Here is a 21,091-nt window from a genome sequence, read left to right as displayed (position 1 = left end):
ACGCTAGGCGCGTCCACGATCCGAACGCAAGCACAGGCCAGAGCCTTACGCGAGCAGTCGCAGGCGGAGGCTTCCACACGAGGAGACTGAGATGATGGGGGGCGTGGCGATCGACGGCAGTTCCAGCAGCGACAAGCCCAGGCGCGGCCGCCGGGTCCGGATGACGGGCGCGGAGCGGCGCCAGCAACTGCTGGACATCGGCCGGACCCTGTTCGCGGAGAAGGGCTTCGAAGGCACGTCGGTGGAGGAGATCGCGGCGAAGGCGGGGGTGTCGAAGCCGGTGGTGTACGAGCACTTCGGGGGCAAGGAAGGGCTGTACGCGGTGGTCGTGGACCGGGAGATGCGCCAGCTGCTGGACGGGGTGACGGGGGCGTTGACGGCCGGGCATCCGCGGGAACTGCTGGAGCAGGCGGCGTTCGCGCTGCTGGACTACATCGAGTCGTACACGGACGGTTTCCGGATCCTGGTCCGGGACTCCCCCGTGGCGCAGTCGACCGGTACCTTCGCCTCGCTGATCAGCGATATCGCCACGCAGGTCGAGGACATCCTGGGTCTGGAGTTCAAGGCGCGGGGCTTCGACCCCAAGCTGGCGCCGCTGTACGCGCAGGCGCTGGTCGGGATGGTGGCGCTGACCGGGCAGTGGTGGCTGGACGTCCGCAAGCCGAAGAAGGCCGAGGTGGCCGCGCACCTGGTGAACCTGGCCTGGCACGGGCTGGACGGGCTGGAGTCGAAGCCGCAGCTGGTGGGCCGCCGCAAGAGCTGAGCGCCCGCCGCACGAGCTGGGCACCGCAGCGCGCGTACGACGGCGCCCCGTCACCGGATCCTCGGTGGCGGGGCGCCGTCGTGTGGTGCGGGCCGGGTCAGCCGCACTCTTCCAGGGCTTGCTGTTCCAAGGTGTGCTCTTCAAGGAATTCGAGCCGGTTGCCGACGGGGTCCTCGGAGTAGAAGCGGCGGTGGCCGGGCAGGTCGTCGTCCCAGACGACCTTGGCCCCCCGCTCCTCCAGTCTGCTCGCGTAGGCCTCGATCCCGGTCACCCGCAGCCCCGGATGGGCCTTGCGGGCGGGCCGGAAGTCCTCCTCGATGCCGAGGTGCAGCTGTACGGGCCCGGCGGCGAACCAGCAGCCCCCGCGGGCGGCGAGGACGGGCGGTTTGGGGATCTCGGTCATGCCGAGTACGTCGGTGTAGTACGCGCGGAGCCGGTCCTCCGAGTCCGGCGGCGCGGCGAGTTGGACGTGGTCGACGGCGGTGAGCACGGTCAGGCCTCCTTGCGGGCGACGGCGAAGATCCGGCGGAACGGGAAGACGGTGCCGCGGGGCCCGGCCGGGTAGGCCACGCGCAGCCGGTCGCGGTATTCGGCGAGGAAGGCGTCCGCGGCCTCCCGGTCGTCGCCGAGGGCGGTGAGGACGGGCCGCAGGGCGGTGCCCTTGACCCAGTCGAGTACGGGGTCGGGGCCCTGGAGCAGTTGGTGGTAGGTGGTCTCCCAGACGTCGGCGGCGCAGCCGAGCGCGGTGAACCGGGCAAGGTATTCGGCGGGTTCGAGGATGTGGATGTAGCGGGCGCCGTGGCCGGCGAGCCGGGACCGCCAGCGCGGGGTGTCGCACAGTTCGGCGAGCAGGGCGTGGCTGGGGGCGGTGAAGTTGCCGGGAATCTGGAAGGCGAAGGTGCCGCCGGGGCGCAGGCCGTTGATCCAGGCTCCGAAGGAGCCGGCGTGGCCGGGGACCCACTGCAGGGCGGCGTTGGACACGATCAGGTCGTAGGGCTCCTCGGGGAGCCAGCCGGCGAGGTCCCCGTGGCGGAAGTCGAGGCTGCCGCCGCCGGTGGTGGGCCCGGCGTGCTCCTGGGCGGCGCGGTGGAGCATCTCCGGGGAGAGGTCGAAGCCGGTGATGCGGGCGCCGGACCAGCGGTCGGCGAGGAGCGCGGTGACATTGCCGGGGCCGCAGCCGAGGTCGGCGATGCGGGCGGGCCGGTTGGGGAGTTCGGGTATGCGGGTGAGGAGGTCCAGGAAGGGCCGTGTGCGATGGCCTGCGTGCCGGAGGTACTGCTGGGGATCCCAGGTGGGAGCGGAGGGCGCGGTGGACGTGGGGGTCCTGGAGTGCGCGGTATCGGAATACATGTTCGAGCCTCCCTGCTGGCGGGGCGGTCGGAAGCGGAATCTGTTCCGGCCCCCTCCATGCCCCATGCTCGCGCGATTTATATCTCGACGTCAAGATGCTTGTGATCAAGATACTCGGTATGAAGAGACTTCACATCGACAGACCCCTTACACTGATCGGCATGGAGGACGAGGTCGACCGACTGGTGGCGGCATGGCGGCGGGAGCGCCCTGACCTCGACGTGGAACCGCTCGAGGTACTGAGCCGCGTCAGCAGGCTCGCGCGCCACCTCGACCGCGCCCGCAGGCTGGCCTTCTCCGAGCACGGCCTGGAGCCGTGGGAGTTCGACGTCCTGACGTCCCTGCGCCGGGCCGGCGCACCCTACCAGCTCTCCCCCGGCCAGCTGTTGACCCAGACCCTGGTCACCTCCGGCACCATGACCAACCGCATCGACCGGCTCGCCAAGAAGGGCCTCGTCGAGCGGCTCCCGGACCCCAGCGACCGCCGCGGGGTCCTGGTGCGGCTCACCCCCGAGGGCCGGGACCGCGCGGACCAGGCCCTCGCCGGACTGCTGGCGCAGGAGCGGGCGATCCTCGCCCAGCTCTCGCAGAACCAGCGCGGTGATCTCGCCGGGCTGCTACGCCAGTTGACCGCTCCGTTCGACAACATCCCCGGCTAGGTCGGCCGGTCGTACGCCGGCCCGCCGGGCCAGCGCCACCGCCGCCAGGGTGGAGTGCACACCGAGCTTGCCCAGCACGTTCTGCATGTGGGTACGGACGGTGTGCGGGGACAGGAACAGGCGCGCGGCCACGTCCTTGCGGCCCAGACCCGCCACCATGCAGCGCAGCACCTCGTGTTCGCGCGGGGTCAGCGACTCCACGAGCCGTTCGCTGTCCGTGCGGTGCTTGCGCGCCGCGGTCAACTCCCGGAGCACTCCGGTCAGCAGCGCGGGCGGCAGGTGGGTCTCCTCCCTCAGGACCCCGCGGATGACGGCCAGCAGCCGCGAGAGCGAGCAGTCCTTCGCCACCCAGCCCGAAGCCCCGGCCTGCAGCGCGTGCGCGGCCCGGCGGGGGTCGTCGCGCTCGGCGAGCACGACCGTACGGACCCCGGGGTGGGTCACCCGCACCCCGGCGACCAGAGCGATCCCGTCCGAGCCGGGCGGCGGCGGCCCGGAGCCCGGCTCCCGCGGGGCGGGCACCGCCCCGGCGACCGCGCCGAGATCGGCGTCGACCAGCAGGACGTCGAAGCGGCGGCCCTCGGCCACCGCGCGTTCGAGGCAGCGCAGCGCGGCGGGGCCGCTGCCGGCCGCGGACACGTCCACGTCCGGCTCGGCCGCGAGCGCGGCTGCGAGCGATTCGGCGAAGATGCGGTGATCGTCGACGACGAGAACCCGGATACGAACCACAAAACCCCCAAGGGTAGGGGAACGGACGACGGCGGGTACGGCGCCCGGACCGGGTGATCCGCAGCTGCCCCGGCCGCCGCCGCGACACCTCTGCACTACCCCGGACCGGACGCCGTACCCGACTTGTCTCGACCCCTGAATCAACACCGGCCCCCACCGGTGTCACGCATCAGCGTAGAGCCGGGGGCCTCTCACGGTTGGCCGAATAGCAGAAGTTTTCCCAGCGATTTTCCGGCGCAGGCGTTCTGAACTGCCTTTGTGGTGGCTTGAAATCACCTGTACCACAGGTCCGGATGGCGGCTTCCGCACCGGCGCGTGCCACAGGCAGTTGCACGGGGGGCAATCCACCCGGCGTGTGCACGCCGGGCGCCCGCGCACAACGCACGGCCGCAGCGCACGGCCCCAACGCACGCGCCCCCCCGCACCGGGCAGGGTGCGGGGGGCGGGCAGGACAGCGGTGTTGCGGGGGGTTACCCGTGAGTCAGGAGGTGTGCGTGCGCGCGAAGTTCCACGCGTCCGTGATGATGCCGGTCAGGTCCGAGCGGCTCGGGGTCCAGCCGAGGCGCTCGTGGGCCGTGCGCGCGGAGGCGACCAGCATCGCGGGGTCGCCGGCCCGGCGCGGGGCGACGACCTCGGGGATCTCCCGGCCGGTGACCTTGCGGACGGTCTCGACGACCTCGCGGACCGAGAACCCGCTGCCGTTGCCCAGGTTGCAGATCAGGTGCTCGCCCTCGGCGGCGACCCGCAGGGCGGCCAGGTGGGCCTCCGCCAGGTCGGCGACGTGGATGTAGTCGCGCACGCAGGTGCCGTCCGGGGTCGGGTAGTCCTCGCCGAACACCGAGATCGACTCGCGCTCGCCCAGCGCGACCTGGAGGACCAGCGGGATCAGGTGCGTCTCGGGGGTGTGCCGCTCGCCGAACTCCCCGTAGGCCCCGGCCACGTTGAAGTAGCGCAGGGAGACCGCGGCCAGGCCGTGCGCCACGCACTCCCCCGCGATCATGTGGTCGACGGCCAGCTTCGAGGCGCCGTACGGGTTGGTCGGCGCGGTCACCGAGGCCTCGGTGAGCAGGCCCTCCGCCGGCTCCCCGTAGGTGGCGGCGGTGGAGGAGAACACCAGCTTGCGCACGCCCGCCTCGCGCATCGCGCCGAGCAGGGCGAGCGTGCCGCCGACGTTGTTCTCCCAGTACTTGCCCGGGTTCACCACGGACTCGCCGACCTGCGAGGAGGCCGCGAAGTGCAGCACCGCGTCGTAGGAGGAGTCCAGGTGGCGGGCGGCGTCCTGGATGCGGCCCTCGATGAAGGCGGCGCCCGCCGGGACGCCGACGCGGAAGCCGGTGCTGAGGTCGTCGAGGACGGTGACCTCGTGGCCGGCCTCCAGGAGGTGGGCCGCGACCACGCTGCCGACGTATCCGGCGCCACCGGTTACCAGGTACTTGCTCACTCGCCTACTGCCTCTCGCGGGGGAGCACGCGCGGGAGCGTGCGCGTGCTAGGACACTGGCTTACCCGATTCGACGCCCGCGGGGAAATCGGCGCCGCCGCGGCGCCGGTCCGTCAGTCCCGCACGGCGGCGGCCGGCCGCACCGGCAGCGCCCGGTCCAGCAGGCCGGTACGGGCGGCCAGCGCGGCCGCCTCCAGCCGCGATCCCACGCCCAGCTTCATCAGCACCCGCTGCACGTGGGTACGGGCGGTGCTCGGTGCGATCTCCATGCCCGCGGCGATCAGCCGGGTGTCCTCGCCCTCGGCGACCCGCACCAACACCTCCACCTCGCGCGGGGTGAGCAGGCGCAGCAGCCGGCTGCCCTCGTCGTCGGGCTGGGCGGCGGGGTTCAGGAGCTCGGCGAAGGCCCCCTGCAGCAGCTGCGGGGCGATCGCGACCTCGCCCGCCCGCGCCTTGGCCAGCGCCCGCTCCACGCCCTCGATGCGCTCGTCCTGGCGCACGTACCCGGAGGCGCCGGCGGCGAAGGCGGCCGCGATCCCGCGCGGGCTGGGCACCGGGCCGAGGACCACGACGGCGATCTGCGGGCGCTCCCGCTTGATGCGGACGACGGGCTCGAAGACCCCGGCCTCGGCGGGGGTGGCCGTCCCGAACAGGCAGACCTCCGGGGCCCGTCCGATGACCAGCTCGGCCGCGCCCGCGGCCGGGGCGGCGGCCGCCAGGACCCGGTGGCCGCGCAGTTTCAGGGCAGAGGCCAGTGCCTCGGCCAGCAGCCGGTGCTCGTCGACCACCACGACCCGTACGCCCATTGAGGTACCCACCCCCCACCCTTCTGCCCCGGCAAGCTACACGCTTGTTCGACGGTGCGCGGGGGTTACCGCGCAGAAGCCCCCGGAAGGCGGACCTTCCGGGGGCTCGCGGCGGTGTGCGGGCGGATCAGCTCGCGGTGAAGGAGGTGAAGATGAACTCCGGGTCGGACGTGGCGGAGTACGGCTTCTTGACCGAGGTGCGGGCGAGGAAGAGCTTCCCGTTGTGGTAGCGGTACTCGTGGTACTCGGGCGAGTAGGCCGTCTCGATGCGCTGGGTCGTCTTGTCCGACGGGTTCTCCATCAGGACGGTTTCCTTCATCGTCTTGCCGTCGATGCTGACGATCTGGCCGCCCTTGTCGTAAGGGGGCTCCTTGTAGGCGATGATGTTCGACCCGTCCATGCGCAGCGGGTACAGCTTGTACCGCTCGCCCGCGTCGGCGCGGTCGGTGGTCTGCTTGCCGGTCTCCAGGTCGAAGGAGAGCAGCTCGTTGGTCTTGCCGTAGGCGTCCTTGCCCTGGTGCTCGTAGGAGGGCAGGTAGAGCTTTCCGTTGCCGACGATCATGCCGGAGCACCGCTCGACCTCGGTGTGGCACTCACCGCCGAAGGTGCCGGAGGAGAGCGAGATCTTCGTCTTCAGCTGGCCCGCCGCGTCGAGCACGAAGAGGTCGCTGACACCGCTGGCGTTCTTGGCGGTCTTGCCGACGTCGGCGGAGACGATCAGGGGCTTGGTGGAGACGATGCCGGCGTTCTCGATGCCCGCGGAGAGCTTGTACGAGTACTGCGGCGCGCCGGTGGTCGGGTCGAGGGCCTGCGCGTACAGGGTCTGGCCGGAGCTCTGGCCGCACCTGCGGATGACGGCGAGGGCCTCGCCGCCGCCGTAGCCGACGTCGCGGCAGCCTTCGCCGTCGACCTTGGGCAGCCACAGGGACTTGCCGTCGGCGAGGTTCCAGGCGGCGCCGCCCGAGGGGCCGCCGGCGGCGACCGTCTGCCCGCTGAGGGTGACCTCGTAGTAGGACACGGGCTTGTCGCCGCTGGTGGCGCCCTTGGCGTTGCCGGTCCAGAGGAGCTTGCCGGCGTTCAGGTCGATGACGCCGACCTCGGTGCACGCCGGGTACTTGACCTCCGGCGTGGGCTTCGTGGGCCGGAAGATCACCGCCGCCTTGTTGTCGGAGACGTGCCGGCTGGCTCCGCAGAGCTCACCGGGGAGGGGGACCTCCCACTTCATGCCGCCGTCGACGACGTTGTAGCCGACGATCTTGTATACGTCGGACTTGATGTAGGTGGAGTCGGTCAGCCAGGAACCGGGGACCTGGACCATCTCGTCCGGGGTCGGGCTCGGCTGGTTGACCAGCACCTTCGACTTGGTGTTGGAGGGCACCTTCTCGCTGCCGCCCGCACCGGGCTGGGACTTGTCGTCCCCCGGCTTGGCGGGGCCGCTGTCCGTGGTGTCCTTCGTGCCCTCGGCGCCGCCGTCGCCGGAGACGTACCAGAGGCCGCAGCCGACGATGAGGACGATGGCCAGCAGGGCCGCGCCGACGATCATCAGCTGGGTGCGCTTGTCGTTGCCGCCGCCGGCCGGGGCCTGGACGGCGGTGACCGCGGCACTCGGCGCGCCGAAGGGCGGAGGGGTGCCGGGGGCGCCGAAGGGCGGCGGGGTGCCGGGCTGCTGCGGGTAGCCGTAGCCGGGCCCGGTCTGCGGGTACCCGTACGCGGGCTGCGCGGCCGGCTGCTGCGCGGGCGCGGGCGGTCCGGCCGGCGGGGCGGGGGGTCCGGCCGGCGGCACGGGCGCGCCGAACCCGCCCGGGGCGGGGGTCCCCCCGGCCGGGGCCGGGGGCGGATCCTGCGGCGCGCCGAAGCCGCCGGACGGCGGCTGGCTGGGGGGCGGCGGGGTACTCATGGGTTGCTCTTGCCTCTCGCTGGGCTGCTCGTTGGACGCGTTGTCACTTGCCGAAGACCATCAGGAGCTTCTCGTCCGTGCCCTTGGCCTGCAGACGGGAGGTGGAGATGAAGAACCGTCCGTCCACGTAGTCGAGCTTCGGAGTGCGGAAGGAGCTCTCGATCGGCGCGGCCGGGCCCGACGGGTGGCGCAGGAGTGCGGTGGGGGTGCCGCCGCCGGCCGGGATGGAGATGACCTCGCCGCCCTGATCCTCCTCGGCCTTGCGGTAGGCGATCAGCTGCCCGTTGGCGGCCTTGAGCGGGGTGAGGGTGCGCTTGTCGCCGGCCGGGGTACGCCACTTGGCCTTGCCGGTGGCCAGGTCGAAGGCGACGATCTCGTTGGCCTTGCCGGCCTCCGCCGCGGTGGGGAGGTACAGGGTGCCCGCGTCGACGACGGCCGAGGGGCAGGTCGTCAGGGCCCGGAAGATGCCGGTGTCGCCGCAGCCGACGGCGAAGCTGCCCTCGCCGGCGAGGGTGGCGGTCTGCTTCCCGTCGGGTCCCAGGACCACGATGGAGCGCTGCTTGGCCTCCTCGTTGCCGATGTCGAGGACGAGCGGGTCCACCGAGTAGATGCTGGTGACCTTGAACTTCTTGGGGAGCCGGAAGGCCCAGGCCTTCTGACCGGTGACCGGGTCGACCCCGTGGACCTCGGCGCTGGCGTCCTCGTCGCTGCAGGTGGCGACGGCGATCATCTTGCCGTTGCCGGCCTCGTAGCCGTCGGGCTTGCAGCCGGTGCCCATGGCGCTCCCGAAGAGCTTGTCACCGTTGCTGATCTTGAAGGCGCTGGCGGTGCCCCCGCGGCTGACGGCGACGGTGTCGCCGGTCATGGCCAGGGTGGGGCTGGTGAAGATGTCGAAGAGCCCTTCCTTGGGCACCTCCTTCGACCAGACCTCCTTGCCGGTCTTGAGGTCGACCACGCGCATCTGCGTGCAGGAGGCGTTCTCCCCCTCGCCGTCGCGGTACATGACGACCGTCTTGCCCTCGGCGGTGACGTCCCGGGCGACGGAGCAGATCTGGGCTGGGAAGGCGAGCGTCCACTTCTCCTTGCCGTCGGTGACCGCGTAGCCGTTGAGGGACTTCCAGACGCTCTTGACGACGGTGTCGCCGACGACCCACTGGGCCGCGGAGTCGACGCCCATGCCGGGGCCGTCGACCTTGGCGGTCTTGAACCAGAGGACCTTGTCCTCGCCCTGCTTGCGGCCGGAGTTGAGGTCGGCCTGCTGGCCGCCGGAGCCGTTGCCGTTGCCGTCGCCGTGGTCCACGGACGGGGAACCGGAGGGCTTGGCGTCGGTGGACTCCTGCGCCACGGGCGGCTTCGGGTCCTCGTCGTCCCCGGAGAAGGCGACGTAGCCGGCGACCGCGACGGCGAGGACGGCTGCGGCGGCCGAGGCGGCGATCAGCACGGTCCGCTTCTTCTTCGGCGGCATCCCGGGGGCGCCGGGCGCACCGGGCATCCCGGGCGGCGGCGGGTAGCCGTAGGCCGGCGGCTGCTGCTGGACGGTGGGCGGCTGCTGCGCGTACGGGGCCTGCTGCGCGTACGGGTTCTCGCCCTGCGGGTATCCGTACCCCTGCTGCGGGGGGCCGGGCAGGTGACCGTAACCGGAAGGAGTCGGTGGCTGGTTCGGCGGCTGGGGCGGCTCGGTCATCAGCGCACGCTTTCGGCTTCGGCGGGTCGGGGAGGATGACCTTTCTATCACTGCCGGCCCTCGAACACCGGGCCGGTCCACCCCCTGTTCCCAAGGGAGGACCGGCCCGTGACGCCGTCGTTATCCGGCCAGTTGGCCCGGCCGGGCGAGCGGAACCTAGGCCTCCTCGGCCAGCTCCAGCCAGCGCATCTCCAAATCGTCGCGGTCCGCGAGCAGTTCGCGGAGCTCCGCGTCGAGCTTGGCCACCTTGTCGTAGTCGGTGGAGTTCTCGGCGATCTGGGCGTGCAGGTTGCCCTCGCGGTCGGCGAGCTTGTTGAGCTGCCGCTCGATCTTCTGGAGCTCCTTCTTCGCGGCGCGGGAGTCCACCGAGGCGGCGGTCTTCGCCGCCGCGGCGGCGGTGGCCGGGGCGGGCGCCGGGGAGGCCGCCTCGATCATCCGCCGGCGGCGCTCCAGGTACTCGTCCAGGCCGCGCGGCAGCATCCGCAGGCTCGCGTCGCCGAGCAGCGCCATCACCGTGTCGGTGGTGCGCTCGATGAAGAACCGGTCGTGGGAGATCACGATCATCGAGCCGGGCCAGCCGTCGAGGAGGTCCTCCAGCTGGGTCAGGGTCTCGATGTCGAGGTCGTTGGTGGGCTCGTCGAGGAAGAGGACGTTGGGCTCGTCCATCAGCAGGCGCAGGATCTGCAGCCGGCGCCGCTCGCCGCCGGAGAGGTCGCCGACCGGCGTCCACTGCTTCTCCTTGGTGAAGCCGAACTGCTCGCACAGCTGGCCCGCCGTCATCTCGCGGCCCTTGCCGAGGTCGACGCGGTCACGGACGCGCTGGACGGCCTCCAGGACCCGCAGGGACGGGTCGAGTTCGCCGACCTCCTGCGAGAGGTAGGCCAGCTTGACGGTCTTGCCGACGGTGATCTTGCCGGCGGCGGGCTGGACGTCGCCCTGGGTGCGGGCGGCCTCGGCCAGGGCGCGCAGCAGGGAGGTCTTGCCGGCGCCGTTGACGCCGACGAGGCCGACGCGGTCGCCGGGGCCCAGGTGCCAGGTGAGGTGCTTGAGCAGTTCCTTCGGACCGGCGTGCACGCCGACGTCCTCGAGGTCGAAGACCGTCTTGCCGAGGCGGGCGTTGGCGAACCGCATCAGCTCGGACTTGTCGCGCGGCGGCGGCACGTCGGCGATCAGCTCGTTGGCGGCCTCGATGCGGTAGCGGGGCTTGGAGGTCCGGGCGGGGGCGCCGCGGCGCAGCCAGGCCAGCTCCTTGCGCATCAGGTTCTGCCGCTTGGACTCCTCGGTGGCAGCGATGCGGTCGCGCTCGGCACGGGCGAAGACGTAGTCGCTGTAGCCGCCCTCGTACTCGTGCACGTCACCGCGCTGGACGTCCCACATGCGGGTGCAGACCTGGTCGAGGAACCAGCGGTCGTGGGTGACGCAGACGAGCGCGGAGCGGCGCTCCTGGAGGTGCTGGGCCAGCCAGGAGATGCCCTCGACGTCGAGGTGGTTGGTGGGCTCGTCGAGGATCAGGAGGTCCTGGTCTGCGATGAGCAGCTTGGCGAGGGCGATGCGGCGGCGCTCGCCGCCGGAGAGCGGGCCGATGACGGTGTCGAGGCCCTGGCCGAAGCCGGGCAGGTCGAGGCCGCCGAAGAGTCCGGTGAGCACGTCGCGGATCTTGGCGTTGCCGGCCCACTCGTGGTCGGCCATGTCCCGGATGATCTCGTGGCGGATGGTCGCCTTGGGATCGAGGGAGTCGTGCTGGGTGAGGACGCCCATGCGCAGGCCGCCGGACTGGGTGACGCGGCCGGTGTCGGGCTCCTCCAGCTTGGCGAGCATCCGGATGAGGGTGGTCTTGCCGTCGCCGTTGCGGCCGACGACGCCGATCCGGTCCCCCTCGGACACGCCGAGGGAGATGCCGTCCAGCAGGGTACGTGTGCCGTACACCTTGCTGACTGCCTCGACATTGACCAGATTGACGGCCATCAGACGCGCTCCAGGTGGGGTACCCCCGGACGGACTCTGGGGGAGGGGGTGGATCAGCTGCCCAGCCTAACGCTCCGGGCCGGGGCTGACCGTTCCACGAGCAGGGCGCCCGCGAGGGCCATCCCGATGGCGACCGGCGCGGTGACGGGGAAGGCGATCAGGGTGGCGCTGTGGCCGTCGAGCAGACCGCCGAGTCCGGTCATGGACAGGCCGAGGATGCCGAGGAGGCACAGGGTGATGCCGAGGGCGGCGACGGGGCCGCCGCCGGCGCCGCCGGCCGTGCCGGTGCGCGGCGCGGCCGGGGCCTCGAAGCGGCGGAACAGCGTGACGAACACGGCCGTCAGGGCGGTCGCCGCCAGGATCCGTACGGGGACCTGCGCCCACCAGGCGGAGCCGGCCGGGGCCGGGAGGTCCAGGCCGAGGGCGAGCTGGGCCCCGTACACGCCGAGCATGGCGGTGAGGTGCCACAGGAAGGCGGTCATGGCGACGCCGTTGGCGGCGACCACCCCGCGCCAGACCCGGGGGCGGGCCAGCCAGTGGGTGGCGGGCCGGGCCAGCAGCTGGACGGCGCCGACGAGCCACATGCCGTGCGCGAGCAGGGCGAGGGTGGGCGGGGCCATGTTGGACACCTTCTCGCCGGGCATCCCGACCATGGACAGCGGGTACGGGCCGTACGCCACCAGCAGGACGGCCCCGGCGAGGCCCGCGGCGGCGAGGGCGGCGGGCCGGCGGATGCGGCCGTCGGCGCGGAGGAAGCCGAGCTGGTGGACGGCGAGCCAGACGAGCGCGAAGTTCAGGAACTCGACGTAGGGGACGCCGAACGTGAAGCGCAGTACGTCGACCAGCGCGGACGCTCCGGCCAGCGCGGCGAACGCGGCCCAGCCGTGGCGCTCGTGCAGCTTCAGCAGGGGCGGGGTGAAGGCGACCATCGCGAGGTAGATCCCGATGAACCACAGCGGCTGGGTGACCAGGCGCAGCGCGGCCCCGGTCAGCCGGCCGTCGCCGTGCCCGGCGAGCTGCACGGCGAGCGCGGCGGCGGCCCACACCAGGACGAAGACGAGGGTGGGGCGCAACAGCCTCTGGAGCCGGGCCCGGAGGAAGGCGGCGTAGACGGAGGTCTCGCTGCGGCGGGCGAGGGAGCGGTAGGACAGGGCGTGCGAGAACCCGCCGACGAAGAAGAACACCGGCATGACCTGCAGCCCCCAGGTGAGCACCTGGAGGGCGGGCACGAGGGCGAGCAGGTTCCCTATGCCGTCGCTGCTGACGGCGGCCATCAGCCAGTGCCCGCCGATGACGGTGCCGAGCGAGGCGACCCGCAGCAGGTCGACGTACCGGTCCCGGCCGGGTGGGGTGGCGAGGGCGAGGTCGCGTGCGCTGGCTGTCATGGGACTACGGTCGCCTCCGGCGCGGGCGCCCCGCCAGGGTGCGGGTACTCAACTCCCGCCTAGGTACCGGGGCTCCGCCCCGCACCCGGCTCCTCAAACGCCGGAGGGGCTGAAAGATCGCCTCAATCGCCGGCGGGGCTGGAAAATCCAGCCCCGCCGGCGATTGAGGCGCGGGGTCCGGGGGCTGGCCCCCGGCAGCGGCCCGCGGGGTCAGGACGGCAGGATGGTGGCGCCCGGGGCCGGGCTGGACGCCACGCGGGTGGCACGGCAGGTGCCGGACGCTTCGAGGGCGGCGGCCACCTTCTCGGCCGACTCCTGGTCCGCGACCAGGAAGGCCGTCGTCGGGCCCGAGCCGGAGACCAGCGCGGCGAGCGCACCACCGTCCACGCCTGCGGCCAGCGTCCGCGCCAGCTGCGGCCGAAGGGAAAGCGCCGCCGCCTGAAGGTCATTGGCCAGGGTGGCGCCCAGCGCGTCGGGATCACCCGAGGCCAGGGCCGCGAGTAGCGCCGGGGAGGCTTCGGGGGCCGGGACCGGGGCGGCGGCCGTGAGCCGGTCGAACTCGCGGAACACCGCCGGGGTGGACAGCCCCCCGTCGGCCACCGCGAACACCCAGTGGAACGCCCCCGCGGCCACCGGGGTCAGCAGCTCGCCGCGGCCCGTGCCGAGCGCGGCCCCGCCGACGAGGCTGAAGGGGACGTCGCTGCCGAGCTCCGCGCAGATGTCGAGGAGTTCGGCGCGCGGGGTGTCCAGGCCCCACAGGGTGTCGCAGGCCAGCAGGGCCCCCGCGCCGTCCGCGCTGCCGCCCGCCATTCCTCCCGCCACCGGGATGTTCTTCGCGATGTGGAGGTGGACGGCGGGCTCGATGCCGTGGCGGGCCGCGAGGATCTCGGCGGCCCGCGCCGCGAGGTTGGTGCGGTCCAGCGGCACCTGGTCGGCGTCCGGGCCCTCGCAGGTCACCGTCAGCGTGTCGGCCGGGGTGGCCGTGACCTCGTCGAACAGCGACACGGCGAGGAAGACGTTGGCCAGGTCGTGGAAGCCGTCGGGCCGGGCCGCGCCCACCGCCAGCTGCACGTTCACCTTCGCGGGGACCCGTACGGTCACGCCCGTCGTGCGCGCGCTCACAGTGCGGGCCTCTGCGCCGCGGGCTTGTTCTCGGCGATCGCGGCGAACTCCTCCACCGTCAGGGACTCGCCGCGCGCCTGCGGCGAGATGCCGGCGGCGACCAGCGCCGACTCGGCGCCCGCCGCCGAGCCGGCCCAGCCGGCCAGCGCGGCGCGCAGCGTCTTGCGGCGCTGTGCGAACGCGGCGTCCACGACCGCGAAGACCTCCGCCTTGGAGGCGGTGGTCTTGATCGGTTCGGTGCGCCGCACCAGCGAGACGAGACCGGAGTCGACGTTCGGGGCGGGCCAGAAGACCTTGCGGCCGATGGACCCGGCGCGCTTGACGTGCGCGTACCAGTTGGCCTTGACCGAGGGGACCCCGTAGACCTTGTTGCCGGGCTCGGCGGCCAGCCGGTCGGCGACCTCCGCCTGCACCATCACCAGGGTCCGCTCGATGGTCGGGAAGCGGTCGAGCATGGTCAGCAGGACGGGCACGGCCACGTTGTACGGCAGGTTCGCGACGAGCGCGGTCGGCGCCGGGCCGGGCAGTTCCGTCACCAGCATCGCGTCGGAGTGGACCAGCGCGAAGCGGTCCTTCTTCGCGGGCATGCGGGCCTCGATGGTGGCGGGCAGCGCGGCCGCCAGGATGTCGTCGATCTCGACGGCGACGACCCGGTCGGCGGCCTCCAGCAGCGCGAGCGTCAGCGAGCCCAGGCCCGGGCCGACCTCGACGACCACGTCGTCCGGTCGGACCTCGGCGGTCCGCACGATCCGGCGGACCGTGTTGGCGTCGATGACGAAGTTCTGCCCCTTCTGCTTCGTCGGGCGTACGCCGAGTGCGGCGGCCAGCTCCCGGATGTCGGCCGGGCCGAGGAGGGCGTCGGGCGTGCCGGGGGTACTGGAGGAGGGGTTCTCGGGCTGCTGCTCTGCGGTGCTCACCGGTAAAGCGTCTCAGATCGGCCGGGTGATCCCGAGCCGGACCGGGTGTCCGGCTCGCGGAGGCGTTCCGGCGTGCCCGCTACGACGTGAGCCTGCGGCCGCAGTGGGGCCACGGGCTCGCTCCCCGCTGCACGTAGAGCTTCTTCGCCCGGTAGGTCTGTTCCGAGCCGGACGCGTCCTGGGGGCGGCCGCTGCCGCCGAGGCCCTGCCAGGTGCGGACGTCGAACTGGTAGAGGCCGCCGTACGTTCCCGAGGCGTCGGTGGCCCAGGGGCGCCCGCCGGACTCGCACTGGGCGAGGGCCGCCCAGTTGAGGCCGTCGGCGCCGGCGACGGAGCTGGGCAGCGGCTTGGTGCCGACCTTGACGAGCTGGGTGACGGGCTCGCGGACGACCTCGTCGGCGATGGCGCGGGGCGTCTGGCGGACCCCGTTGACGGTGCGCAGGGTATAGGTGACCCGGCGCGCCCCGGGCCGGCCGGCGCGTTCGACGACCTCGGTGCCGGCGAACAGGTCGGGGTCCTTGACCTTCTCGGTCTCGAAGGGGATGCGCTCCTCGCGGACCTCGCGGGTACCGGTGACGCGGAGCACGGTGACGGTCTGGCCGTCGCGCGGGAAGGCGGTGGGGGGTACGGAGGTGGTGTCCTGGCCCTGCAGGGTGATGCCGGCCTGGTCGAGGGCCTCCTGGACGGTGGCGGCGTTGGTGCGGATGGTGCGTTCGCGGCCGTCGGCCATGAAGGTGACGCTGCGTTCGGTGCGCACGCTCAGGGCGAGGCCGGAGCGCGGGACGGGCGCGGTGCGGGGAGCGGAGAGGTAGGCGCCTTCGGCGCGGATGCCGAACTGGCGCAGCGCGCCTTCGACGGTGCGGGCGGTGGTCCACACCTGGCGGTGCTGCCCGTCGAGGGTCAGGCGCAGGGGGCGGCCGTAGCGGACGACGATCTCCTCGCCGTCTTCGAGGGGTTCGCCGGGGGCGGGGGCGACGAGGTCGTGGGGGCCGACGCCGAGGCCTTCGGCGGCGAGCAGTTCCTCGACGTCGCCGGCGAAGGTGTGCAGGTTCCTCGGGACCCCGTCCACGGTGAGTCGTACGGACTTGTCGGCGGCGACGAAGGCCGTCGTGCCGCCCGCGAGGAAGGCGACGACCAGAGCCTGGGGCACGATCCGCCGCCAGTTCCCGCCGGGGGGTTCGGCGGGGGCGCCGCGGCCGCGGGCGGCGCGGCGGCGTCCGGTTCCGGGCGGCGCGGCCGGGGCGTCGGCGGGCGCGCCGCGGCCGCGGGCCCGACGCCCGGTCCCGGGAACCGCCGGAGCGGCGGGGGCGGCGGGGGCGGGTGCGACGGCGACGGCGGCCGGGCTCGCGGCCCGGCGGCGGCCGGAGCCGGGCGCGGCCAGCGTGTCGGCCTCGGAGAGCCGGGCCAGTTCGACCAGTTCGGCCAGCTCCGCCACGGCGGCCAGCTCGGCGAGTTCGGCCGGCGTTCTGCCCGGACGGCCCGGACCGGTGGCGGTGTCCGCGCCCCGGCGGCGCCGGCCGGCCCGCCGGCTCCCGGCGCGCGGGCCCGGGACGCCGGGATCGGGGTCCCGGAGCGTGGCCCCGGGATCCGCCGTACCGGCCGTCCAGGCCGGGGGCTCGGCTCCGTACGCCTCGGGGACGGGACCGGCACGGCGGTGACTGCCCTGCGTATCGCTCACGACGCTCGCTCCACTGGTGATCCGGCACCCCCGGGTTCGGGCACGGCACCCTAGCGGAGGAGTCGTCACGCTCCAAAGTCGGACGGGCACTCAGCGTGTCGGAGCGGGTGGTGCGGAGCCGGGTGGATCACCGGTGGACGGGCGGATTCAGTAGGCGAAGGCGCGCGCCGTGTTGGCGGCCAGCGCGGTGGCCATCGCGTCCTCGTCGATGCCGCGGACCGCGGCCATCGCCCGCACCGTCAGCGGAATGAGGTACGGCGCGTTGGGTCGTCCGCGGTACGGCGCCGGGGTCAGGTAGGGCGCGTCGGTCTCGACGAGCACCAGCTCCAGCGGGGCCACGGCCAGCGCCTCGCGCAGCGGCGCCGCGTTCTTGAAGGTGACGGTCCCGGCGAAGGACATGTAGTACCCGGCGGCGGCGCACTCGCGGGCCATGTCGGCGTCGCCGGAGTAGCAGTGGAAGACGGTCCGCTCCGGGGCGCCCTCTTCGCGCAGGACGCGCAGGACGTCCGCGTGGGCCTCGCGGTCGTGGATGACGAGTGCCTTGTTCTGCCGTTTGGCGATCTCGATGTGGGCGCGGAAGGAGCGCTCCTGCGCGGCCATCCCCTCCGGGCCGGTGCGGAAGTAGTCCAGCCCGGTCTCGCCGACCGCCTTCACGTGGTCGAGGGCGGCCAGCGCCTCGATCTCGGCGAGCGCCTCGTCCAGCGCGCCCTCGCCGCCGCCGGCCCTGGCTCCCTGACGCGACCAGCCGTCGGGATCTCCCAGGACGATCCGGGGGGCTTCGTTCGGGTGAAGGGCGACGGCCGCGTGGACGTTCTGGTGCGCGGCGGCCGTCTCGGCGGCCCACCGGGAGCCCTTCACGTCGCAGCCCACCTGGACGACGGTGGTCACGCCGACCGAGGCGGCCTTCGCGAGGCCCTCCTCGACGGTGCCCGCCTGCATGTCGAGGTGGGTGTGCGAGTCCGCCACCGCCACCCGGAGGGGTTCGGGCAGCGGAGGTAGTGCGTCCTTGGAGGCGGAGGAAGGGCTCATACGGCCGATCTTATGACCGGCGGAAGATGCCCATCAGGCGGGAGAGCAGGCCCCGGCGCTCCCGGGCCTGGTCGACGGCGACGGGTCCGGGGGAGTCGTGCGTCCCCCTGCGGGGCTTCGGGGTCCGGGGGACATTGGCCCCGGCCGGCACCGGTCCGGCGATCCCGGGGGCGATGCGGTGGTGGTAGAGGTGGTCGATCATGCCGAGCACCGAGGAGACCTGGCCCGCGCGCATGATCCGTACGACGTGTCCGCCGCAGTTCATGCAGGTCGGGTTGGACAGCGGGGAGGGCACCCGCTCGCCGTTGACCGTGTACATGATGAACGGCTCGCCCCGGCCGTCGAGGTGGTGCTCGATGGCGTACGCCTGCTCCCAGGCGTACCCGCACCTCATGCACGCGAAGGAGTAGGCCTCGTGCACGGTCTGCACGCCGGGGCTGGAGACGGCGGCAGGGCCGGCGGCGGGGACCGCGGCGGGGACGGGTACCGGGGTGTCAGCGATCTCACTCATGCCAGCTCCTCTTGTTCCACTGGTGCCATTGCCAGTGGACGCCTCTTAGGGCGGGAGCGCATCAGGCCCTGTCCAGTGTTGGACGGTCTTTGGGCGAGTCCATGCCGAAAGCGCCCGGTGCGCGGTCTGAGCTTTGCTTTTCAGGTTAGCCCTTTACCGACTTACGGCATCTTCTGTGCCGCATTCTTTGCCGCGACCACGGCGTCGAACACCTCGCGTTTGGGTACCCCGGCCTCGGCCGCGACCGCCGCGATGGCCTCCTTGCGCCGCTCCCCCGCCTCCTCGCGCACCTGCACCCGGCGCACCAGCTCCCCGGCGTCCACATCGCCGGGTCCGGCGGCGGGGGCGCCCTCCACGACGACGGTGATCTCCCCGCGCACCCCTTCGGCGGCCCAGGCCGCGAGCTCGCCGAGCCCGCCGCGCTTGACCTCCTCGTACGTCTTCGTCAGCTCGCGGCAGACCGCGGCCCGCCGCTCGGCGCCGAAGACCTCGGCCATCGCGGCGAGGGTGTCGTCGAGCCGGTGCGGGGCCTCGAAGTAGACGAGCGTGCGCCGCTCGCCCTCGACCTCGCGCAGCCGGCCGAGGCGCTCGCCCGCCTTGCGCGGCAGGAATCCCTCGAAGCAGAACCGGTCCACCGGCAGCCCGGACATCGCCAGGGCGGTGAGCACGGCGGACGGCCCGGGAACGGCGGTGACCTTGATGTCCTTCTCCACGGCGGCGGCGACCAGCCGGTATCCGGGGTCGGAGACCGAGGGCATGCCGGCGTCGGTCACGAGCAGCACGCGCGCGCCGCCGGCCAGGGCCTCGACCAGCTCGGGGGTGCGCGCGGACTCGTTGCCCTCGAAGTACGAGAGGACGCGCCCGGTGGTGTGCACGCCGAGTCCCTGGGTCAGCCGGCGCAGGCGCCGGGTGTCCTCGGCGGCGATCACATCGGCCCGCTCCAGCTCGGCCGCGAGGCGCGGCGGGGCGTCGGCGAGGTCGCCGATGGGGGTGCCGGCGAGGACGAGCGTGCCCATCGGGCCTTCGGCCGCGGCGGCGGTGGAGGCGGGCTGGGTACCGCGGGGCTGGTCAGTTGTCACCCGCCCATCCTCTCAGTCCCGCGCCCCGCCGCCCCGCGTCAGGCCCCCGCCACTGGGGCTCACACAGATCTCTTCCCTACGATGTGCCGGTGACCAGTACCGCGACGCCGTCGCCCAGCCCCGCGGGGGCCCCTGCCGCCTCGCCGGCGGGGCGCGAAGTAGAGCCGCCCACCTGGCTGCGCCGGCTGCGCGGCTTCGGCTACGCGCCGATTGCCGCCGCGTCGCCGCGCGCGGACGTCCGCACCCGGCTGGTGCCCCCGTACGCCAAGCCGTCCCGGCAGCTGTGGCTGACGTTCGGTCTGCCTCCCGAGACCTGGGGCATCTGGCAGCGCATCTTCTCGTGGGCGGGGCCGCTGCTGGTGGCGCTGGTCGCCGGGGTGCTGCGGTTCGTGCACCTGGGCAGCCCGAAGGCGGTGATATTCGACGAGACGTACTACGCCAAGGACGCCTGGGCCACGGTCCGGCAGGGCTACGAGGCGAGCTGGCCCAAGGACATCGACAAGTCGATCCTCGCCAACCCGGACGGGGTCGCCCTCCCGGTGGACCCGGGCTACGTGGTGCACCCGCCCGTCGGCAAGTGGGTGATCGGGCTCGGCGAGTGGATGTTCGGCTTCACCCCCTTCGGCTGGCGGTTCATGACCGCCGTGCTCGGCACCCTGTCGGTGCTGATGCTGTGCCGGATCGGGCGCCGCCTCTTCCGCTCGACCTTCCTGGGCTGTCTGGCGGGCACGCTGCTCGCGGTGGACGGCCTGCACCTGGTGATGAGCCGCACCGCGCTGCTGGACCTGGTGCTGATGTTCTTCGTGCTCGCCGCGTTCGGGGCGCTGCTCATCGACCGCGACCGGGCCCGGGCCAGACTCGCGGACGCGCTGCCGGTGGACGAGGAGGGCCGGACCCGGCCCGACACGAAGATCGCCGAGTCGCTGCGGCTGGGCTGGCGGCCGTACCGGATCCTGGCCGGGGTCTGCCTGGGGCTGGCCGCGGGCACGAAGTGGAACGGCTTCGTCGTCCTGGCCTTCTTCGGGGTCCTCACCGTGCTGTGGGACGCGGCCGCGCGCCGCACCGCGGGCGCGGGGGCCCCGTACGCGGCGATGCTGCGCCGCGACGCGCTGCCGGCCTTCGTGTCCACGGTGCCGGTCGCGATCGTGACGTACGTGGCCTCGTGGTCGGGCTGGATCTTCAGCCCGGACAACGGCAAGGGCGGCTACCTGCGCGACTGGGCGGCCAAGAACGACACGCACAGCTCGCTCTCCTTCCTTCCGGAGTGGCTGCGCAGCCTGTGGCACTACGAGACCGAGGTCTACAGGTTCCACGTCGGGCTGACCTCGGGGCACACCTACGAGTCCAACCCGTGGAGCTGGCTGGTCCTCGGCCGGCCCGTCTCCTATTTCTACGAGTCCCCCGAGCCGGGCACCGACGGCTGCCCGGCGACCGAGGCGGGCAAGTGCGCCCGCGAGGTGCTGGCGCTGGGCACCCCGCTGCTGTGGTGGGCGGGCTGCTTCGCGCTGCTGTACGTGCTGTGGCGGTGGTTCTTCCGCCGCGACTGGCGGGCGGGCGCGATCGCGTGTGCGGTGGCCGCGGGTCTGCTCCCCTGGTTCAACTACCAGGAGCGGACGATCTTCTACTTCTACGCGGTGGTCTTCGTCCCGTACCTGTGCCTGGCGGTGGCGATGATGATCGGCGCCCTGCTGGGCCCGGCGGGCTCGTCCGAGCGACGGCGCGCGCTGGGCGCGATCGGGGCGGGGGTACTGGTCCTGCTGATCGTGTGGAACTTCATCTACTTCTGGCCGATCTACACGGGCCAGACCCTGCCGATGGACTCCTGGCGCGGCCGCATGTGGCTGGACACCTGGGTCTAGCAGGTGCAACGACGGGCCCGGCACCTTCTGGTGCCGGGCCCGCTGTGGTTGTTGCTGGTGGTCGCTGGCCGTCCTGGGCCGCCCTCGACGGCCCACGGACGGCCCCCCGATCCGAGCCCACATCTGTTCAGGAAGTCCGCCTGAACCTCACTCGCTGAACAGCCGCTAGCCAGGAGAGCTGAAGCTGGCAAAGGAGTCGGCAATCTCCTGCATCTGAGTCA

The 21,091-nt window shown here is 72.9% G+C and carries 18 protein-coding genes; 3 read left to right on the top strand and 15 right to left on the bottom strand.

All coding sequences use genetic code 11. The features are described from left to right. Positions 1–91: 91 nt before the first annotated feature. The gene (locus tag RIU97_RS24485; protein ID WP_404959726.1) at positions 92–763 is read left to right on the top strand and encodes a TetR family transcriptional regulator; all 672 of its coding nucleotides are present in this window, start codon (positions 92–94) and stop codon (positions 761–763) included. A 97-nt stretch (positions 764–860) separates the two neighbouring features. On the opposite strand, the gene RIU97_RS24480 is transcribed toward RIU97_RS24485, so the two are convergent. Together RIU97_RS24480 and RIU97_RS24475 are read right to left on the bottom strand one after the other, a co-directional pair. Beyond that, positions 861–1,253 (bottom strand): VOC family protein, encoded by a 393-nt coding sequence (locus RIU97_RS24480; protein ID WP_404959725.1) that lies wholly within the window; start codon positions 1,251–1,253, stop codon positions 861–863. Positions 1,254–1,255: 2 nt separating this feature from the next. Next, complete coding sequence (locus tag RIU97_RS24475) at positions 1,256–2,113, bottom strand: trans-aconitate 2-methyltransferase (protein WP_404959724.1); 858 nt, start codon at positions 2,111–2,113, stop codon at positions 1,256–1,258. A 161-nt stretch (positions 2,114–2,274) separates the two neighbouring features. Between RIU97_RS24475 and RIU97_RS24470 the strand changes: the two genes are divergently transcribed. Then, entirely contained in the window at positions 2,275–2,772 is a 498-nt protein-coding gene (locus RIU97_RS24470) for a MarR family winged helix-turn-helix transcriptional regulator (RefSeq protein ID WP_030386194.1), read from the top strand. Here RIU97_RS24470 and RIU97_RS24465 read toward each other — a convergent pair. The 13 genes from RIU97_RS24465 to rsmI all read right to left on the bottom strand — a co-directional run bounded on the left by RIU97_RS24465 (position 2,731) and on the right by rsmI (position 18,948). Beyond that, positions 2,731–3,498: a LuxR C-terminal-related transcriptional regulator gene (locus RIU97_RS24465; protein WP_404959723.1), complete on the bottom strand. Its 768-nt coding sequence runs from the start codon at positions 3,496–3,498 to the stop codon at positions 2,731–2,733. The genes RIU97_RS24470 and RIU97_RS24465 overlap by 42 nt on opposite strands. A 481-nt stretch (positions 3,499–3,979) precedes the next feature. Further along, on the bottom strand, positions 3,980–4,939 hold the full coding sequence (gene galE, locus RIU97_RS24460; RefSeq protein WP_404959722.1) for a UDP-glucose 4-epimerase GalE: 960 nt from the start codon (positions 4,937–4,939) through the stop codon (positions 3,980–3,982). A 112-nt stretch (positions 4,940–5,051) separates the two neighbouring features. Next, positions 5,052–5,744 (bottom strand): response regulator transcription factor, encoded by a 693-nt coding sequence (locus RIU97_RS24455; RefSeq protein ID WP_383577333.1) that lies wholly within the window; start codon positions 5,742–5,744, stop codon positions 5,052–5,054. 127 nt (positions 5,745–5,871) lie between these two features. Further along, the gene (locus RIU97_RS24450; RefSeq protein WP_404959721.1) at positions 5,872–7,641 is read right to left on the bottom strand and encodes a PQQ-binding-like beta-propeller repeat protein; all 1,770 of its coding nucleotides are present in this window, start codon (positions 7,639–7,641) and stop codon (positions 5,872–5,874) included. 43 nt (positions 7,642–7,684) lie between these two features. After that, positions 7,685–9,325: a PQQ-binding-like beta-propeller repeat protein gene (locus tag RIU97_RS24445; protein WP_404959720.1), complete on the bottom strand. Its 1,641-nt coding sequence runs from the start codon at positions 9,323–9,325 to the stop codon at positions 7,685–7,687. 156 nt (positions 9,326–9,481) lie between these two features. Beyond that, entirely contained in the window at positions 9,482–11,290 is a 1,809-nt protein-coding gene (locus RIU97_RS24440) for an ABC-F family ATP-binding cassette domain-containing protein (protein WP_404959719.1), read from the bottom strand. A gap of 53 nt (positions 11,291–11,343) precedes the next feature. Beyond that, on the bottom strand, positions 11,344–12,675 hold the full coding sequence (locus RIU97_RS24435; protein ID WP_404959718.1) for an acyltransferase: 1,332 nt from the start codon (positions 12,673–12,675) through the stop codon (positions 11,344–11,346). A 210-nt stretch (positions 12,676–12,885) separates the two neighbouring features. After that, the gene (locus tag RIU97_RS24430; protein ID WP_404959717.1) at positions 12,886–13,797 is read right to left on the bottom strand and encodes a 4-(cytidine 5'-diphospho)-2-C-methyl-D-erythritol kinase; all 912 of its coding nucleotides are present in this window, start codon (positions 13,795–13,797) and stop codon (positions 12,886–12,888) included. Continuing rightward, a complete protein-coding gene (gene rsmA, locus RIU97_RS24425; protein WP_404959716.1) occupies positions 13,794–14,714 on the bottom strand; it encodes a 16S rRNA (adenine(1518)-N(6)/adenine(1519)-N(6))-dimethyltransferase RsmA in 921 nt (306 codons plus the stop codon). Before rsmA ends, RIU97_RS24430 begins: the two co-directional genes overlap by 4 nt. Before the next feature lie 79 nt (positions 14,715–14,793). Continuing rightward, the gene (locus RIU97_RS24420) at positions 14,794–16,095 is read right to left on the bottom strand and encodes a ubiquitin-like domain-containing protein (RefSeq protein WP_404962919.1); all 1,302 of its coding nucleotides are present in this window, start codon (positions 16,093–16,095) and stop codon (positions 14,794–14,796) included. Between the two features lie 444 nt (positions 16,096–16,539). Beyond that, positions 16,540–17,421, bottom strand: coding sequence for a TatD family hydrolase (locus RIU97_RS24415; protein ID WP_404959715.1), 882 nt, complete (start codon positions 17,419–17,421; stop codon positions 16,540–16,542). Between the two features lie 10 nt (positions 17,422–17,431). Continuing rightward, positions 17,432–17,932, bottom strand: a complete 501-nt coding sequence (locus tag RIU97_RS24410) for a hypothetical protein (protein ID WP_404959714.1) — start codon at positions 17,930–17,932, stop codon at positions 17,432–17,434. Between the two features lie 161 nt (positions 17,933–18,093). After that, positions 18,094–18,948 (bottom strand): 16S rRNA (cytidine(1402)-2'-O)-methyltransferase, encoded by an 855-nt coding sequence (gene rsmI, locus RIU97_RS24405; RefSeq protein ID WP_404962918.1) that lies wholly within the window; start codon positions 18,946–18,948, stop codon positions 18,094–18,096. A 152-nt stretch (positions 18,949–19,100) separates the two neighbouring features. Here rsmI and RIU97_RS24400 point away from each other — a divergent pair, with 152 nt between their 5' ends. Then, positions 19,101–20,870: a dolichyl-phosphate-mannose--protein mannosyltransferase gene (locus RIU97_RS24400; RefSeq protein ID WP_404959713.1), complete on the top strand. Its 1,770-nt coding sequence runs from the start codon at positions 19,101–19,103 to the stop codon at positions 20,868–20,870. Positions 20,871–21,091: the final 221 nt, after the last annotated feature.

Origin of the sequence: Streptomyces sp. 147326, assembly GCF_045000215.1 — a bacterium.
In the GTDB taxonomy this organism is placed as follows: Bacteria; Actinomycetota; Actinomycetes; order Streptomycetales; family Streptomycetaceae; genus Streptomyces.
The sequence above is the reverse complement of the archived record's forward strand: the minus strand, read 5'-3'. Positions and strand labels throughout refer to the sequence as shown.

Excerpts from the sequence above, each read along its gene's own strand:
- RIU97_RS24485 (WP_404959726.1), top strand. The coding sequence starts at position 92 with ATGATGGGGGGCGTGGCGATCGACGGCAGTTCCAGCAGCGACAAGCCC.
- RIU97_RS24475 (WP_404959724.1), bottom strand. The coding sequence starts at position 2,113 with ATGTATTCCGATACCGCGCACTCCAGGACCCCCACGTCCACCGCGCCC.
- RIU97_RS24470 (WP_030386194.1), top strand. The coding sequence starts at position 2,275 with ATGGAGGACGAGGTCGACCGACTGGTGGCGGCATGGCGGCGGGAGCGC.
- RIU97_RS24455 (WP_383577333.1), bottom strand. The coding sequence starts at position 5,744 with ATGGGCGTACGGGTCGTGGTGGTCGACGAGCACCGGCTGCTGGCCGAG.
- RIU97_RS24450 (WP_404959721.1), bottom strand. The coding sequence starts at position 7,641 with ATGAGTACCCCGCCGCCCCCCAGCCAGCCGCCGTCCGGCGGCTTCGGC.
- RIU97_RS24445 (WP_404959720.1), bottom strand. The coding sequence starts at position 9,325 with ATGACCGAGCCGCCCCAGCCGCCGAACCAGCCACCGACTCCTTCCGGT.
- RIU97_RS24440 (WP_404959719.1), bottom strand. The coding sequence starts at position 11,290 with ATGGCCGTCAATCTGGTCAATGTCGAGGCAGTCAGCAAGGTGTACGGC.
- RIU97_RS24435 (WP_404959718.1), bottom strand. The coding sequence starts at position 12,675 with ATGACAGCCAGCGCACGCGACCTCGCCCTCGCCACCCCACCCGGCCGG.
- RIU97_RS24415 (WP_404959715.1), bottom strand. The coding sequence starts at position 17,421 with ATGAGCCCTTCCTCCGCCTCCAAGGACGCACTACCTCCGCTGCCCGAA.
- RIU97_RS24410 (WP_404959714.1), bottom strand. The coding sequence starts at position 17,932 with ATGAGTGAGATCGCTGACACCCCGGTACCCGTCCCCGCCGCGGTCCCC.
- rsmI (WP_404962918.1), bottom strand. The coding sequence starts at position 18,948 with ATGGGCACGCTCGTCCTCGCCGGCACCCCCATCGGCGACCTCGCCGAC.